The sequence below is a fragment of the Mesorhizobium sp. GbtcB19 genome (genome assembly GCF_019091085.1).
Lineage (GTDB): Bacteria > Pseudomonadota > Alphaproteobacteria > Rhizobiales > Rhizobiaceae > Mesorhizobium.
This window is the reverse complement of the sequence record NZ_JAGXJY010000018.1, coordinates 1-15,402: the sequence shown is the minus strand read 5'-3', so window position 1 is coordinate 15,402 and position 15,402 is coordinate 1. Positions and strand designations below refer to the sequence as shown.

The window sequence follows — 15,402 nt, the reverse complement described above, 5'->3', positions numbered from 1 at the left end:
GCCATGGCGCAGAGCGGCATCAGCTATTTCGGCATTCGCCATCACGGCCCGGGCTCCGCCGAGAGCCTGGTCAGGGCGTTGCGGGAATTGCAGCCCGTCGCCGTGCTGATCGAGGGGCCGGTCGATGCCTCGCCGCTGCTGCCTCTGCTCGCCAGCCCCGATATGAGGCCGCCGGTGGCGCTGCTTTGCTATCCGGAGGACGATCCCGCGGCGACCAGCTTCTGGCCGTTCGCCGAATTCTCACCGGAATATCAGGCCGCACTCTGGGCCGTCGCCAACAAGGCGGCGCTGCGCTTCATCGATCTGCCGTCGGCCGCGCGGCTGGCCGAGAAGGCGGCTGAAGGGGCAGCGGACATTGAAGCGGCCGAGGCGGAAGTAACGGAAGAGCAAGGCGACGAACCCACGCGCATCCAGGATCCGATCGGCACCCTGGCGCGGGCCGCGGGCTATGAGGATGGCGAGAGCTGGTGGTCGGACATCATCGAGCAGAATCCCGAACCCGGCCCGATTTTCGCGGCCATCGCCGACGCGATGACGACGCTGCGCGAGGGCGAAGGCGCGATCGCCAAATTCGAGGGCATGCGCGAGGCGCATATGCGGCTCGAGATCGCCGCCGCTCGGAAAGAATTCGACGGCCCGCTGGCCGTCGTCTGCGGCGCTTGGCATGTGCCGGCCTTGCAGGCGACGCATACGCAAAAGAGCGACCAGGCGCTGCTCAAGGGCATCGGCCGTCGCAAGACCACGATGACCTTTGCGCCATGGACCGGGCCGCGCCTGGCGCTGGGCTATGGCTATGGCGCCGGCGTTGTCGCGCCCGGCTGGTGCAAGCATCTGTGGCAAACGCGCGGGCAGGACGACGCCTCTATCCTGTGGCTGGCGCGGATCGCCACGGTGCTGCGGGCGAAGGGCCACATGATCTCGACCGCCTCTCTGATCGAGGCGGAACGTCTGGCGCGCGCGCTCGCCGCCATCCGCGAGCGGCCGAAGCCGGGCTTCGAGGAATTGCGCGATGCCTCGATCTCGGCGCTTTTCAACGGCGAGGCCTTGCTGTGGAAGATGGTCGAGGCCGAGCTGCTGCTCGGCGCAGATGTCGGCGAGATTCCACCTGACACGCCGCTCGCGCCGCTGATCGACGATTTGCAGCGCAACCAGAAGGCCGCGCGGCTGAAGCCGGAAGCGCTCGAGCGGGAACTTTCCGTCGACCTGCGCAGCGAGAGCGGGCTCTTCCGCTCGACATTGCTGCACCGGCTGAATGTGCTCGGCGTGAACTGGGGCAGGCTGACCGATGTCGGGCGCAGCCGCGGCACGTTCCGCGAGCGCTGGATGCTGGCCTGGCAGCCGGAATATGCCGTCCGCCTTGTGGAGAACCTGGTTTATGGGCCGACCATCGAGAAGGCCGCCAATGGCCGGCTGATCCAGATGATCGGCGCTGCGGCTACACTCGATGCGCTTGCCGCGCTGGTCCAGAGCGCGATCACCGCGGCATTGAGCGAGGCATCCGCGGCCGGCCTTGCGGCACTCGAGGAAAAGGCGGCGCACAGCAGCGAGTGCCTGGAACTGCTGGCCTCGGTGCCGCCGCTGGCCGACATCATCCGCTACGGCGAAGCCCGCAAAACCGAAACCGAGCGGCTTGCCGGCCTGCTGGAACGGCTGATCATCGAAGGCTCTATCGCGCTGCCTTACGCCGCGCGCGACCTCGACGCCCAGGCCGCCGCGGCACTGATGACAGCACTGCGCAAGGCCGACGCGGCGATCAAGCTGGTGGAAGCCGACGAGCATGTTCTGGAGGCATGGCGCAACGGGTTGGCGGCCGTGCTGGATTCGTCGCGTTCCACGGCGCTCGTCGCCGGCTGCGCAGCGCATCTTCTTTACGAAGCAGGCCGGCTCTCGGCGGATGAGACCGCCGACCTTCTGGCAAAGCGCCTGTCGCCTGGAACGCCCGTTCTCGATGCCGCTGCCTTCTTCGAAGGTTTCTTCAGCGGCGCCGGCCAGCGGCTGATCTATGACGAGGGTTTGCGCGGCGCCGTCGATGCCTGGCTGGCCTCGCTCGACGAGGAGGCATTCGTGGCGCATCTGCCGCTGCTGCGCCGCGTCTTCTCCAACCTCGACAGCATGGAGCGCCGCCGCCTGATCGAGGCCGTGCTTGGCAAAGGAGCCAGACTACCCGCCGGGCTCACGCCGGCGCCGGATGGCGGCGCGGCATGGCGCAGGCATTTTGGCCTCCTCGGCAAGTTGCTCGCGGGAGAGGCCAACCATGACTGACGACGTGACCGATCCGGACCTCGATCCGACCACCGATAATCGCGAGCGCCGCTGGCGTCTGGCGATCGGCGCCGATGACGAGACATCGTCGGCGCTGTCGGCCGAGGACCGAAAACTGTCGGCGGCGCTCGACGCGCTCTATGGCGACGGCAGCGGCGACACCGCCGGCGACCCGCGCAAGCGGCGTGGCGGGCTTGGCCGTTCGGCGCCGCGCGTCGCGCAATGGATGGGCGACATCCGCTCCTTCTTCCCCGAGCAGGTCGTCCAGGTCGTGCAGAAGGACGCCTTCGAGCGACTGAACCTGAAGCAGATGCTGATGGAGCCGGAATTCCTCAAGGCGATCGAGGCCGACGTCAATCTCGTGGCCGACCTGATCTCGCTGCGTTCGGCGATGCCGGACAAGACCAAGGACATCGCCCGCTCGATCATTGCCGAGATCGTCGCCAAGCTGATGCAGCGCCTGGAGCAGAAGACCGCCGAGGCGATCCGCGGCGCGCTCGATAAGTCGCGGCGCACCAACCGGCCGCGCCAGCGCGACATCGACTGGCCGCGCACCATCACGGCGAACCTTCGCCACTACCAGCCGGACCACAAGACCGTCGTGCCGGAAAAGCTGGTCGGCTTCATGCGCCGCCAGCGCCGGCTTGTCGACCTCGACGAGGTGACGCTCTGCGTCGACCAGTCCGGCTCGATGGCAAGCTCGGTCATCTACGCTTCGATCTTCGCCGCGGTGATGGCCTCGCTGCCTGTGGTGCGGACAAAACTAGTTTGCTTCGACACCGCCATCGTCGACCTGACGGAAGAGCTCAGCGATCCGGTCGAAGTGCTGTTCGGCGTGCAACTCGGCGGTGGCACCGACATCAACCAGGCGGTCGCCTATTGCGCCGAGCGCATCGAGCGGCCGACCAAGGCGCATTTCGTGCTGATCACCGACCTCTACGAAGGCGGCAACGGCAAGGAGCTGCTGCAAAGGCTGGCCACGCTCGTGCGGTCGGGCGTCAACGTGATCGTGCTCCTGGCGCTCACCGACCAGGGCCGTCCGGGCTACGATCCGTCGATGGCCGGGTCGGTCGCCGCATTGGGCATTCCGGTCTTTGCCTGCACGCCGGACCATTTTCCGGACATGATGGCGGCGGCGCTGCGCCGCGAGGACATAGGCGCCTGGGCGGCAGGCGCCGACATCAAGCTCATCCGCGCCGACGCTGAAACGCCGAACGCCGCCGAATAGCTTTCGGCGGCGTTTCCGCGACAAGTCGCGCGAATGGATGGCTCAGCCGAATTTCGGGTCGAGGCTGCCCGACTTGTAGCGCTTGGCCATTTCCGAGACCGGCAGCGGCTTGATCTTCTGGGCGTTGCCGGCGGTGCCGAACTCCTCGAAGCGCTGTTTGCAGAGCTTCCGCATCGCCGCCATCGCCGGCGTCAGGTATTTGCGCGGATCGAACTCCGACGGGTTCTCGGTCAGCACCTTGCGGATCGCGCCGGTCAGCGCCATGCGGTTGTCGGTGTCGATATTGATCTTGCGCACGCCATGCTTGATGCCGCGCTGGATCTCTTCCACCGGCACGCCCCAGGTCGGCTTCATCTGGCCGCCATATTTGTTGATGATCTCCTGCAGGTCCTCCGGCACCGAGGACGAGCCATGCATGACCAGATGCATATTGGGCAAGCGGCGGTGGATCTCCTCGATGACGTTCATCGCCAGCACCGCGCCGTCAGGCTTGCGCGAGAATTTATAGGCGCCGTGGCTGGTGCCCATGGCAACCGCCAGCGCGTCGACATGCGTGTCCTTGACGAACTGCACAGCCTGTTCGGGATCGGTCAAAAGCTGGTCGTGGCTGATCGCGCCTTCGACGCCGTGGCCGTCTTCCTGCTCGCCGCCGCCGCTCTCCAGCGAACCGAGCACGCCGATCTCGCCTTCCACCGACACGCCGCCCCAATGCGCCATGTCGACGACGCGCCGCGTGATGCCGGAATTATAGGCGTAGTCGGCCGGCGACTTGCCGTCCTCCTTGAGCGAGCCGTCCATCATCACCGAGGTGAAGCCGTACTGGATCGCGGTGACGCAGGTCGCTTCGTTGTTGCCGTGGTCGAGATGCATGCAGACCGGGATGTCGGGATGGATCTCGACCAGCGCGTCGATCAGCTTGGCCAGCACCACGTCATTGGCATAGGCTCGGGCGCCGCGGCTGGCCTGCAGGATGACCGGCGACTTGGTCTCCTCGGCAGCCTCCATGATGGCGAGGCCCTGTTCCATATTGTTCATGTTGAAGGCAGGCACGCCATAGCCATGTTCGGCGGCGTGGTCGAGCAATTGTCTCAGTGTGATGCGAGCCAACGAGTAGTCTCCCGTATCTGGTTCGAGCCCGTGTTTGAAAAGGCCGCTCGGTCGGGCGGCCCCGTTGCTTCTGGCCGGAATCCGGCCGGATCGCAACAGTCCGCAGACCTGTCCGGCGCAATTCTTGTTACAGCCTGTAGGAGGCGCGTTGGCGCTATTTCCGGCTGCCCTGCCTGGCTGCGAGCGAAAGCCGCACATCCTCCTCGGCTCCGTCCAGCAGAACGATCAGGGCCTTGCTGGTGGCTGCCGGATCGCGCTTCTCGATGTTCTCGGCGATCTCCCGATGCAGCCTCAAGGAATGGCTCTGTCCAGCCGGATTGTCGTCCGAAAGCCGGAAACTGATCACCAGCGCCGTCTCGATCAGCGCCGCCAGCGAGCCGATCAGCTCGTTCCCGGACATGTGGAGGATGGACTGATGGAAGGCGAGGTCGGGGACAGCGAAGCGTTCCCCGTCGTCGCCGGCATTTTCCATCTCGTCCAGAATTGCCCACAGCTCCGCTATCTGCTCAGGCGCGGCGCGTTCGGCCGCCAACGCCCCGGCCATGGGCTCGATCGCGCGGCGCAGCTCGAATAGCGAGCGCGCATCCTCGACCGTCGCTCGCGGTCCGAACCGCCACATCAGCACGTCCGGATCAAGGAAATTCCAGTCCCGGCGCGGGCGCACCCGCGTTCCGGTTCGCGGGCGCATCTCCACCATGCCCTTGCCGGCGAGAACCTTGATGACTTCGCGCAGGCCGGTGCGGCTGGCGCCGTAGGAGGCGCTCCAGTCATCGCCGTTCGGCAGCTGGTCGCCGGGCGTGAATTCGCCGCTGACGATGCTTTGGCCGATCTCGTTGAGAAGCCTGCCATGCAAGCCGGTATGCGACGAGCCGGCCATGAACGGCGCCATCCGGAGCATCCGGGGGCGGCTGGGATTAATCTTCATACTATTCCCATTATTCATACGATTGTCACGTGCGCTCCCTAGTAAGCACACCGTTGAACAAGCAGCCAGAGCCGATCGACAAAATTCCGCGCAACCGCACCTGAAGAACCACAAAAATCTGGGCTTCTGACATCGCCGGCGGCGCCTCCCGTCGTCGCTCGATGTCGTGCGCGCAATTTTGTCGACGAGCCATACAACAGGAACGCGACAGAATGTCTTCCTTGATGATTAACTGCGCCAGCCAGGCCGCCGCGAAGCGAACGGCGATGGCTTGCATCCCCAAAGTCACGGCCTCCTGCCTCTTGGTGTCCGGAGCTCTCGCAATGGCGTCGGCGCCGGCCTTTGCCGTGGAACCGTGGATCATGGTCGAGAAGACGACCTTCACGGGCGACGCGATCGTCTCCAAGCAGCAGGGTGTTACGACAGACGGAACGAACTGGTATTTCTCCGGCACCAATGTGCTGGAGCGCACCGACAAGAACTATAACCCCAGCCTGCATGTCTCTCCGGCGATCCCGGATGTCCTCAAGCTGCCGTCGCAATATTCCGATATCGGGCTCAACCATATCGGCGATATCGATTACGCGGACGGCTATCTCTACATCTCGCTCGATTCCAGCAATCGCGATCCGGTCACCGGCGGCAAGTATGAGAATCCGGTGTTCGCGGTCTATCGTGCGAGCGATTTGAGCTTCACCGGCCAGGCCTTTGCGCTCAATCCGCCGCACGGCACCCACGACATCGCCAGCTGGGTGGCCGTCGATGCCAAGAATGGCCTCGGCTATGGCATGGCCTATGAGAACGCGACCGAAATCGCGGTCTACAACCTCGCCGACTGGAGTTTCAAGGAATACATCCCGCTGTCGCACACCATCGACCAGGCGCAGGGCGGCAAGCTGCTGGACGGCTGGATGTATTTTTCCACCGACAATGACGACAAGATCATCTACCGGGCGAACCTCAAGACCGGTGAAGTCGAGAATCTGGGCAACCTGAAGATCGGCCGCGAGCAGGAGATCGAAGGTCTGTCCTTCAACATGACCAAGGACGGCTGGTCGATGTACATCCTCAACCGGGAAGCGCTGGAGGGGAATCCGAACGAGGAGGCCGTCGGCTTCTACCGCTATCTGCGCCCCTACGGAAACGCGCTGTCGGGCGAGGTCCATGCCGACATCATGGGCGCGCTTGTCGACGACAGCCGTTTCGCCCGGGATTCGGCAAACCGCCGACTCCGTTCGGCGTTCGATGCGGACGACGTGTCCTTGACCACCGCGGCCATCGACGCCACGGGCCTGCATGCGGCCCCCGCCACGGCCGATGGTATAGTGATCTGGAGCGAGGCGCTCGCCATGACTGGCAATGCGAGCGGCTCGGGCGATGCCGCCGGCTTCGACCGCACCACCGCCGGTTTCGTCAGCGGCGCCGACATTCCGGTCGCAAGCTGGCGGCTTGGCGTGCTTGCCGGCTACAGCCGCACCAATTTCGACGTCACCGATCGCGCGTCCTCAGGCTCCAGCGACAATTACGATCTCGGCCTCTATGCCGGCACGCAATGGGGAGATCTCGGTTTCCGGGCCGGCGCCATCTATGGCTGGCACGACATCGATGTCCGGCGCAATGTCGTCTTCCCGGCCTTCAGCGAGTCGTTGTCGGCGAGTTACAAGGCCGAGACGGCGCAGGCTTTCAGCGAGCTCGCCTACAAGTTCGACACGAGCCTGGGCGCGTTCGAACCCTTCGCCAATCTGGCCTATGTCCATCTCGACACGGACGGCTTTGCTGAGACCGGCGGCACCACGTCGGCCTTGACCAGTCAGGGCGCGTCGACCGAAAACACCTTCTCGACGCTGGGCCTGCGCGCCTCGACACGGCTCGGAACGGGCATGACGGCCTTGCATGGCATGCTGGGCTGGCAGCACGCCTATGGCGACGTCCAACCGGCGACGACGCTCACCTTCAACACCGGAGCGTCCTTCGCCAGCGCCGGCGTGCCGATTGCGAGGGACGCGCTGGCGGTGGAAGCCGGGTTCGATGTTCTCCTGTCGCCCACGGCAACCCTCGGCGCCTCTTATTCCGGCCAGATCGCCAAGGACGCGCAGGCACACACCTTCAAGATCAACTTCGACCTGAAGCTGTAAGCCAGGCAGGAAGCCGGGCTGGAGTCCTGCCCGGCTTCCTCTGTCTCAGGCGGCGATCCGTGCGCGCGCGGCGAGGATATCGACGCAGGCCTTCGCCGCCTCCTTACCCTTCACGGTGAAATGCTCGTGGAAGAAGCGGTGATGCTCGGCGCTGCCGTGAAAATTGTGCGGCGTCAGGACCGCGGACAGCACCGGCACGCCGGTCGCAAGCTGCACGTTCATCATGCCGTCGATGACCGCGCTCGCCACGAAGTCGTGGCGATAGATGCCGCCATTGACGACGAAGGCGGTGCCGAGGATCGCGGCATAGCGGCCGGTCTCGGCGAGCGTCTTGGCGTGCAGCGGGATCTCATAGGCTCCCGGCACGTCGAAGATGTCGACGGCAAAGCCGCCGGGGGCGGCAAGCTCCGCCTCGAACGCCGTCACGCACTGGTCGACGATATCGGCGTGCCAGCGCGCGCGAATGACGGCAACGCGGCGAGTCTCATAGTCTTTAGGGGAATGCTGATTCATGGGTCCTTCCTTCCGTTTCGAACCAGAATCAGGACGCACGACGCAAAATGCGGCCCGCGCGAGCGGACCGTCTTCTAGCGATCGTTCTCTTCCATCCGGACTGTAACCGTCGGCCCCGGAATTGCACCGGATCTGCTGACCCTCCCGTCGCCGGGAAGCGCTCGCGGGCTTGAGCCGAGGCCCTTACCGCCGGTGGGGACTTTCACCCCGCCCTGAGAACATTAACGCGCGTTTTATGGGAGAGCAGGGTGGCGCTGTCAATCGGCGATTAGCCAATCTCCCCCCTCGTGGGGGATATGCCCCGGCAGGGCAGAGGGAGGCGCAAAGGATCGCGGCGCTGCAGGATTAAGGTTCCTCGCCCCACGAATGTGGGGAGAGGTGGCTCGGCGAAGCCGAGACGGAGAGGGGAGCGCCCTACGAAGGCCCCCTCTCCGTCCGCTTCGCGGACACCTCTCCCCGCCTATGGCGGGGCGAGGAACCCAAGCGTTTCTATGCCGGCGGGACAGCGCCCCCCTCTGGCCTGCCGGCCATCTCCCCCACGAGCGGGAGATCGCTAACCACGTTCCGGAAACAGCGCCTTCAGCCCCTCGCGCGAGGCCTTCGCCACGCCGCGCTCGGTGATCAGTCCCGTCACCAGCCTTGCCGGCGTCACGTCGAAGGCCGGATTGGCCGCCGGCGTGGCGTCCGGCGAAACCCGCACCTGCGCGATCTTGCCGTCTGCCGTCTTGCCCCACACCAAGGACACCTCGTCGCCCGAACGCTCCTCGATGGGGATTTCTGCCAGCCCGTCGGCAACCGTCCAGTCGATGGTGGGCGAGGGGAGAGCTACATAGAAGGGCACGTCGTTGTCAGCGGCGGCGAGCGCTTTCAGATAGGTGCCGATCTTGTTGCAGACGTCGCCGTTGGCGGTGGTGCGGTCGGTGCCGACGATGACCATGTCGATCTCGCCATGCTGCATCAGATGGCCGCCGGCATTGTCGACGATCAGTGTATGCGGCACGCCGTGGCCGGCCATCTCCCAGGCGGTCAGCTGGGCGCCCTGATTGCGCGGCCTGGTCTCGTCGACATAGACATGCACGGGGATGCCGGCTTCGGCCGCCAGATAGATCGGCGCGGTGGCGGTGCCGTAGTCGACGGTCGCCAGCCAGCCGGCATTGCAATGGGTCAGGATGTTGACGGTCTCGCCCGGCCGCTTCTTGGCCGCGATTTTCTTGATGATCTCAAGCCCGTTCTCGCCGATGGCGCGGTTCAGCCCCACATCCTCGTTGGCGATCTCGGCGGCCCGCCTGTAGGCAGCCTCCGCGCGCTCCTTCGGTGCCAGCGGCTTGAGAAAGCGCCGCATCTCGTCCAGCGCCCAGCGCAGGTTGATCGCGGTCGGCCGCGTCCTGTTGAGCGTTTCCCACACCGTATCGAGTGCCTCGTCCGACGGATCGTCCTTCATCTGGATGGCGACGCCATAAGCCGCGGTGACGCCGATCAGCGGCGCGCCGCGCACCCACATGTCGCGGATCGCGGTGGCGATGCCGGCGACGGTTCCGATCGTCTCGACGCGGAACTCATGCGGCAGCCAGCGCTGGTCGATGATCTCGACCGAGCGCTTGTCGTCGCTGAGCCAGATGGTCCGGTAGTGGCGTTCGCCGACGTTCAAAGGCTCTTCTCCTGTTCGATCAGCGCGGCCAGCTTGTTGACCTCGTCGATGCTGTGGATCTGGCGCCGGTTGACGGCGATGTGGCGGCCGAAGCGCAAAGCCTTGGCCTCACATGTGGCGCGCAGGTCTTGATCGGCAATGGTCTCGAAATCGGCGTTGTGGGCGAGGCCCAGGATGCGCCGGTGCACCTCGATGCCGGCAAAGCCGAGCAGGTCGGCCCAGATGGAATCAAGCATGTGATCGAGCGCCTGTTCGGAGCCGAGCAGATCGCCCTGATCCTCGAACAGGCTCCGCTGGTAGAGCATGCCAGTGCGCTCGGTGCGCCACAGATGCGAGAACTCGGCGCGGAAGGTCGCCCAGGTCTCGGCCGTGACACCGAGCAGGTAGGCGCGCATCGAATCCCGGCTGCCTTTTTCCTCATGGCCGCGCTGCGAGAAGAAGGCCATCCAGAAATTGGCGAGCAGCATGCCGACGTCGAAGGCGATCGGGCCGTAGAAGGCGAACTCCGGATCGATCATCCGTGTCTCTGTGTCGGTCACCATGATCGAGCCGGAATGCAGGTCGCCATGCAGCAGCGTCTCGGCATTGGCGGCGAACAGATGCTTCAGCCGCTGCGCCTCGACCTTGAGGTCGCGGTCGGCGCGCAGTTCGGCCACCAGGCCGTCCAATTGCGGGCTGGTGTGCCGGTTCATCTTGGCGTCGAAATAGGGATCGGAGAACACCAGGTTCTCGGTGATGTCGCAGAGCTCGACATTGTCGGCGAACAGCGCCAGGTCCGCCTTGCGATCCTTGGCCGCCATCGACAGGTCGGAACCGCGGAACAGCGTGCGGGCCATGAACAGGCCGATGTCGCGCGCGATGTTCGGCAATTCGCGGCCGTCGATCAGCGCGCGCCTGAGAATGACGTGCGGCGGCGCCAGATACTCCATGACGATCAGCGCCTGGGTCTCGTCGAAATGGTAGATCGCCGGCACCGACCCGGGCGCTCGGCGCTCCTGCCTGGTCAGCGCATGATATTCGAAGAACGAGCGTTTCAGGGGCAGCGGCCAGCTGTCGCCGACCAGCCGCACATAGGGCAGCGCTTGCTTCACCACCGCCGCGCCCTGGTCGCCCTCGACGATGAAGACGAGGTTCAGATTGCCGTCGCCGACCTCGCGTACCTTCCAGCGGCTGGCATCCTTGCCGATGCGCTCGGTCAGCGCCGCGGTCTCGCCAAGGCGCGTCGGCAGCGTCTCCACCGACAATGCTTCGAACTTTCCGGTCATTCTCTCCCTCCTGCGCGTGGTTTCCGACGATAGCGGAGCCACGGCGGCGAGGCCAAGCTAGGAAGCGCTCTGGCAAATGTCAATCGTGTTGACAATTGCCGAATGAGCCCATAGCGTCACGGATCAGGGAGGAACGAATGGGCGCAGATGCCGTGTTCCGTGTGGAGGGCCTGAGGAAATCCTTCGGCCAGAACGAGGTGCTTGGCGGCATCTCGCTCGAACTGCATTCGGGCGAGGTCACGGTGCTGATGGGCGCCAACGGCGCCGGCAAATCCACCCTGGTCAAGATCGTCAGCGGCGTCTATTCGCACGGCGCCGGCTCCATGCAGCTCGCCGGCAAGGCCTTCGACCCGCAGACCCCCGCCGAAGCCATCCGCGCCGGTGTCGTCACCGTGCATCAGAACATCAATGACGGCGTGGTCGCCGATCTCGACGTCGCCACCAATCTGACGCTCGACCGGTTGAGCGGCAAGGGCGCATCCCTGCTCTTCAAGCCTGCCAATGTCCGTGCCGAAGCCAAGGCCGTCGCCGATCGCATGGGGCTGGCCATCGACCTCAAGGCGCGCGTCAGCGATCTGTCATTGGCCGACCGGCAGATGGTGGCCATCGCCCGCGCCATGGCGCACGAGCCCAAAGTGCTGATCCTCGACGAACCGACCTCGTCGCTATCGAGCGCCGAGGCCGACCGGCTGTTTTCGCTGATCGACCGGCTGCGCGGTCATGGCGTCGCCATCCTCTATATCTCGCATCGCATGTCCGACATCAGGCGGCTCGCCGACCGCATCGTGTCGATGCGTGACGGGGTCATCTCCGGCGCCTTCGATCAAAAACCGCTTGATTACGAGGGCGCCGTCAACGCCATGCTCGGCCGCAAGATCCACCTCGACAGGGTCGTCGCCAGAAGCTCGGCCCGCGCCGTCTTCACGGCGGAAAGCTTGCAGATCGCGCATGGCGCAAAACCGATGTCGATGACGCTCGGCACCGGCGAGGTGGTGGCGATCACCGGCCTGGTCGGCGTCGGCAAGACCGCACTTGCCGAGACGCTGTTCGGCGTGCGTAGGCCGCTCGCCGGCGCCATGCATATGGACGGCAAGCCCTACGCGCCGGGATCGGCGCGCGAGGCGATCGCCGCCGGCGTCTTCCTCGTCGCCAAGGATCGCGCGGCAAGCGGCATCGTCGGCGACTTCAACATCGAGCGCAACATCAGCCTGCCGTTCCTCAAGCGCATGTCGGGCCTCGGCGTCATGAAGAAACGCGCCGAGCGCGCTGTCGCACGCCGGCAGATCGACGAGCTCGGCATCGTCTGCCGTTCGGAGAAGGACGAATTGTCGGCCCTGTCAGGCGGCAACCAGCAGAAGGTGATGGTGGCGCGCTGGATGTCGCAGGCCTCGCGCCTCTTCATCCTCGACGAGCCGTTCCAGGGTGTCGACATTTCGGCCCGGCGCGACATCGCCGCTAAGCTGAGGGCAAGCGCCGACGGCCGCGCCACGCTGATTTTCGTCACCGAGATCGACGAGGCGCTGGAGACCGCCGACCGCATCCTGGTGATGTCGGAACACACGATCGTCGGCGAGCACAGGAACGCCGATATCGACCTCGACCGGCTGCTGGCGGAAGTGGCCGGCGGACCGCTTCATAGCGCGGCATGAGGTTTTGAAAAGTGCAGGGAGTGGAACTGGGAATGCGTTTGAGTTTGAATGCCGCGCGGCGGGGCGCTGAATGATGCGCGACTACGCCATCCGCTACGGCTTCATCGTCCTGCTGGTCGGGCTGATCGCCTATTTCGCGAGCGCTGCCGACGGTTTCGTTTCGCCGCAAAGCGCGGTCTTCATCTTCCAGTCGGTGGCGATCACCGGCGTGTTGGCGCTCGGCGTCACCGCGACGCTGGTCGTCGGCGGCTTCGATCTGTCGATCGGCTCGGTCGCGACCAGCGCCATGATGGCGGCCTCCTACGCCATGGTGGTGCTGGAGCAGAACGCCATCGTCGCGGTCATCGGCTGCCTTGCCATCGGCGTCATCGTCGGCCTGATCAATGGCTGGCTGATCGTCTATATGCGCGTGCCCGACCTGCTGGCGACGCTTGGCATGATGTTCCTGCTGCTCGGCCTGCAGCGCATCCCGACGGAAGGGCGCTCGATCGCCACCGGCATGACCATGCCCGACAGCTCGGTCGCCAACGGCAAGTTCTCCGAGGCTTTCCTGGCGCTCGGCCGCCATCGCATCGACTTCTTCATCCCGAACCTGATCCCGGTCTCGGTGGTGGTGCTGGTGGTGCTTGCGGTGCTGATCTGGTTCTTCCTCGAATACACCCGCTTCGGCCGCATGATGTATGCCGTCGGCTCCAACGAGCGGGCCGCCGAACTCGCCGGCGCGCCTGTCAAGGCATACAAAATCTGGGCCTATGTCATTTCGGGAGTTTTTGCCTCGATCGGCGGGATTTTGCTCGCCGCCCGGCTTGGACGCGGCGACATCGCCTCGGGTAATAATCTGCTGCTCGACGCGGTGGCGGCGGCGCTCATCGGCTACGCGGTGCTCGGCGCTGCCAAGCCCAACGCCTTCGGTACGGCCGTCGGCGCGGTGTTCGTCGGCGTCCTGCTGCAGGGCCTGACGATGATGAACGCTCCTTACTACACGCAGGATTTCGTCAAGGGCGCGGTGCTTGTCGTCGCCCTTGTCTTCACCTTCGCCCTTTCCGGCAGGGGCAAGAGATAGTTTCGACCGGGGTATTGAGACAAAACGGAGGAAAACGAAGTGAGCATCACAAGAAGACTTTTGGGGAAGGCGGCGCTCGGCCTCGCCGGCGCGGCGCTGCTGATGCAGGGCACGGCATTGGCGGCAGACAAGCCGGCGCCGTTCGACAAGCCCGGCGTCAAGATCGCGCTGGTGCGCTATCTGTCGACCGGTGACTTCTTCCAGGCCTATCTGTCCGGCGTCGAGGCGCAGGCCAAGGCGCTCGGCGTCGACCTGCGCGTGCTGGACAGCCGCCAGGATGCGGCGCTCCAGGCCGACATGGTCGACCAGGCCATCGCGCTCGGCGTGCAGGGGATCATCATCCAGCACGGCCTGACCGAATCGATGAAGGACGCCGCCCAGCGCGCCGTCGATGCCGGCATCAAGGTCGTCGCCTTCGACGTCAATGTCGAGAACCCGAAGATCCCGCAGATCGAACAGTCGGACAAAGACCTCGCCAAGCTCGCGCTCGAGCAGGCGGTCAAGGACAATGGCGAGAGCTGGAAGGCCGGCTACGTCTATGTCGCCGGCATCGCTCCGCTCGACCGCCGCAACGAGACCTGGGTCGACGTGAAGAAGAAATATTCGGGCATCAGCGAGGTCGCCATGTTCGGCACGCTCGACAACCCGATCGCCAACTCCGTCGCCAACCAGGCGCGCTCGGTGCTGCAGGCGCATCCCGACATCAAGGTGATGTTCGCGCCCTATGACGAATTCGCCAAGGGCGTGAAGATCGCCGTCGACGAAGCGGGCCTGAACAAGGGCATCAAGATCTATTCGGCCGACATCTCGACCTCGGATATCGCCGCCATGCGCGAGCCGGACAGCGCCTGGGCGGCGACCGCCGCCACCAACCCGGCCGTCGTCGGCCAGGTCTCGGTGCGCGCATTGGCGCAGCTGCTTGCCGGCGAGGACCCGGGCCACAACGTCATCGTGCCGCCGACGCTGATCACCCAGAAGGAGCTGATCGACAAGGACATCAAGAACATGGAAGACCTGTCGGCCAAGCTGCCGCAATTCGCCCATGCCGATGTCGCGATGCCCGCCTGGATGCCGAACCCCAACGCCAAGTGAGGTTCCGGACAGTCGCGAATGAAGAGGGAGCGGTCCAATGGGCCGCTCCCTGTCTTTTCCAGCCTATCGGTTGCGGCGTCATCGCTGCCAGAAGGGCAGTTTGGCGATCTCCGCCTCGACCTCTTTCCTTGTCAGCCCGATATCGTCGATCAGATGCGGATTGTCCCTCGCCATGCGCTTGAGCTCGAAGCGGAAATAGGTCTGCTTGCGGTGCTCCGCGATGAGGCTGCGCAAGGCCGCCAGGCTGTAGCGCCGGCGGCCCGTGTGCATTGCCGGTGCCACCGCCAGACACGTGGAAGGCGCAAAGCTGTTGTTCATGGCAACCTCCATCGAAATGAGGGTTCCGAAACCCTCGACCTGATTGAGATTGCAGTGTGCCGCAGGCGGCCGGCGGCGTAATTAAGCCCTCCCAAATAGTTCTCAAAACTTCCAAATCGGCTAGGCTGTAGTGACAATTTAACGGCTTGGGATTCCCATCGCGAGGCAAATCAGATTCAAGGCTGACTTTTGGAGGT

The 15,402-nt window shown here is 64.9% G+C and carries 13 protein-coding genes and 1 riboswitch; of the genes, 6 read left to right on the top strand and 7 right to left on the bottom strand.

The annotated features are described in order from the left end of the window. The first annotated feature begins 3 nt into the window (after window positions 1–3). Both KVT37_RS25005 and KVT37_RS25000 read left to right on the top strand, forming a co-directional pair. Complete coding sequence (locus tag KVT37_RS25005; protein WP_217577683.1) at window positions 4–2,262, top strand: DUF5682 family protein; 2,259 nt, start codon at window positions 4–6, stop codon at window positions 2,260–2,262. Continuing rightward, on the top strand, window positions 2,255–3,490 hold the full coding sequence (locus KVT37_RS25000; RefSeq protein ID WP_217577682.1) for a VWA domain-containing protein: 1,236 nt from the start codon (window positions 2,255–2,257) through the stop codon (window positions 3,488–3,490). Before KVT37_RS25005 ends, KVT37_RS25000 begins: the two co-directional genes overlap by 8 nt. A gap of 42 nt (window positions 3,491–3,532) precedes the next feature. Here the strand turns inward: KVT37_RS25000 and fba are convergent, their stop codons facing one another. The 3 genes from fba to KVT37_RS24985 all read right to left on the bottom strand — a co-directional run bounded on the left by fba (window position 3,533) and on the right by KVT37_RS24985 (window position 5,799). Further along, window positions 3,533–4,597: a class II fructose-bisphosphate aldolase gene (gene fba / locus KVT37_RS24995; protein WP_140816912.1), complete on the bottom strand. Its 1,065-nt coding sequence runs from the start codon at window positions 4,595–4,597 to the stop codon at window positions 3,533–3,535. A 154-nt stretch (window positions 4,598–4,751) separates the two neighbouring features. Beyond that, the gene (locus tag KVT37_RS24990; protein WP_254634242.1) at window positions 4,752–5,486 is read right to left on the bottom strand and encodes a FadR/GntR family transcriptional regulator; all 735 of its coding nucleotides are present in this window, start codon (window positions 5,484–5,486) and stop codon (window positions 4,752–4,754) included. A gap of 61 nt (window positions 5,487–5,547) precedes the next feature. Beyond that, window positions 5,548–5,799, bottom strand: a complete 252-nt coding sequence (locus tag KVT37_RS24985; RefSeq protein WP_217577680.1) for a hypothetical protein — start codon at window positions 5,797–5,799, stop codon at window positions 5,548–5,550. A 46-nt stretch (window positions 5,800–5,845) separates the two neighbouring features. Between KVT37_RS24985 and KVT37_RS24980 the strand changes: the two genes are divergently transcribed. Then, on the top strand, window positions 5,846–7,657 hold the full coding sequence (locus KVT37_RS24980) for an autotransporter domain-containing protein (protein ID WP_217577679.1): 1,812 nt from the start codon (window positions 5,846–5,848) through the stop codon (window positions 7,655–7,657). Between the two features lie 45 nt (window positions 7,658–7,702). Here the strand turns inward: KVT37_RS24980 and KVT37_RS24975 are convergent, their stop codons facing one another. The 3 genes from KVT37_RS24975 to mtnK form a co-directional block, all read right to left on the bottom strand. After that, window positions 7,703–8,170: a 6,7-dimethyl-8-ribityllumazine synthase gene (locus tag KVT37_RS24975; RefSeq protein WP_217577678.1), complete on the bottom strand. Its 468-nt coding sequence runs from the start codon at window positions 8,168–8,170 to the stop codon at window positions 7,703–7,705. 79 nt (window positions 8,171–8,249) lie between these two features. Further along, window positions 8,250–8,394: riboswitch (FMN riboswitch) on the bottom strand. Between the two features lie 329 nt (window positions 8,395–8,723). Continuing rightward, on the bottom strand, window positions 8,724–9,818 hold the full coding sequence (gene mtnA / locus KVT37_RS24970; RefSeq protein WP_217577677.1) for an S-methyl-5-thioribose-1-phosphate isomerase: 1,095 nt from the start codon (window positions 9,816–9,818) through the stop codon (window positions 8,724–8,726). Further along, window positions 9,815–11,083, bottom strand: a complete 1,269-nt coding sequence (mtnK, locus tag KVT37_RS24965) for an S-methyl-5-thioribose kinase (protein ID WP_217577676.1) — start codon at window positions 11,081–11,083, stop codon at window positions 9,815–9,817. The genes mtnA and mtnK overlap by 4 nt, the downstream gene beginning before the upstream one ends. 137 nt (window positions 11,084–11,220) lie before the next feature. Here mtnK and KVT37_RS24960 point away from each other — a divergent pair, with 137 nt between their 5' ends. The 3 genes from KVT37_RS24960 (at window position 11,221) to KVT37_RS24950 (ending at window position 14,887) form a co-directional block, all read left to right on the top strand. After that, window positions 11,221–12,732 (top strand): sugar ABC transporter ATP-binding protein, encoded by a 1,512-nt coding sequence (locus tag KVT37_RS24960; protein WP_217577675.1) that lies wholly within the window; start codon window positions 11,221–11,223, stop codon window positions 12,730–12,732. Window positions 12,733–12,802: 70 nt separating this feature from the next. Continuing rightward, a complete protein-coding gene (locus KVT37_RS24955; RefSeq protein WP_217577674.1) occupies window positions 12,803–13,795 on the top strand; it encodes an ABC transporter permease in 993 nt (330 codons plus the stop codon). Between the two features lie 39 nt (window positions 13,796–13,834). Next, window positions 13,835–14,887 (top strand): substrate-binding domain-containing protein, encoded by a 1,053-nt coding sequence (locus KVT37_RS24950; RefSeq protein WP_217577673.1) that lies wholly within the window; start codon window positions 13,835–13,837, stop codon window positions 14,885–14,887. 78 nt (window positions 14,888–14,965) lie between these two features. On the opposite strand, the gene KVT37_RS24945 is transcribed toward KVT37_RS24950, so the two are convergent. Next, window positions 14,966–15,205 (bottom strand): DUF1127 domain-containing protein, encoded by a 240-nt coding sequence (locus KVT37_RS24945; protein WP_254634241.1) that lies wholly within the window; start codon window positions 15,203–15,205, stop codon window positions 14,966–14,968. Between the last annotated feature and the right edge of the window lie 197 nt (window positions 15,206–15,402).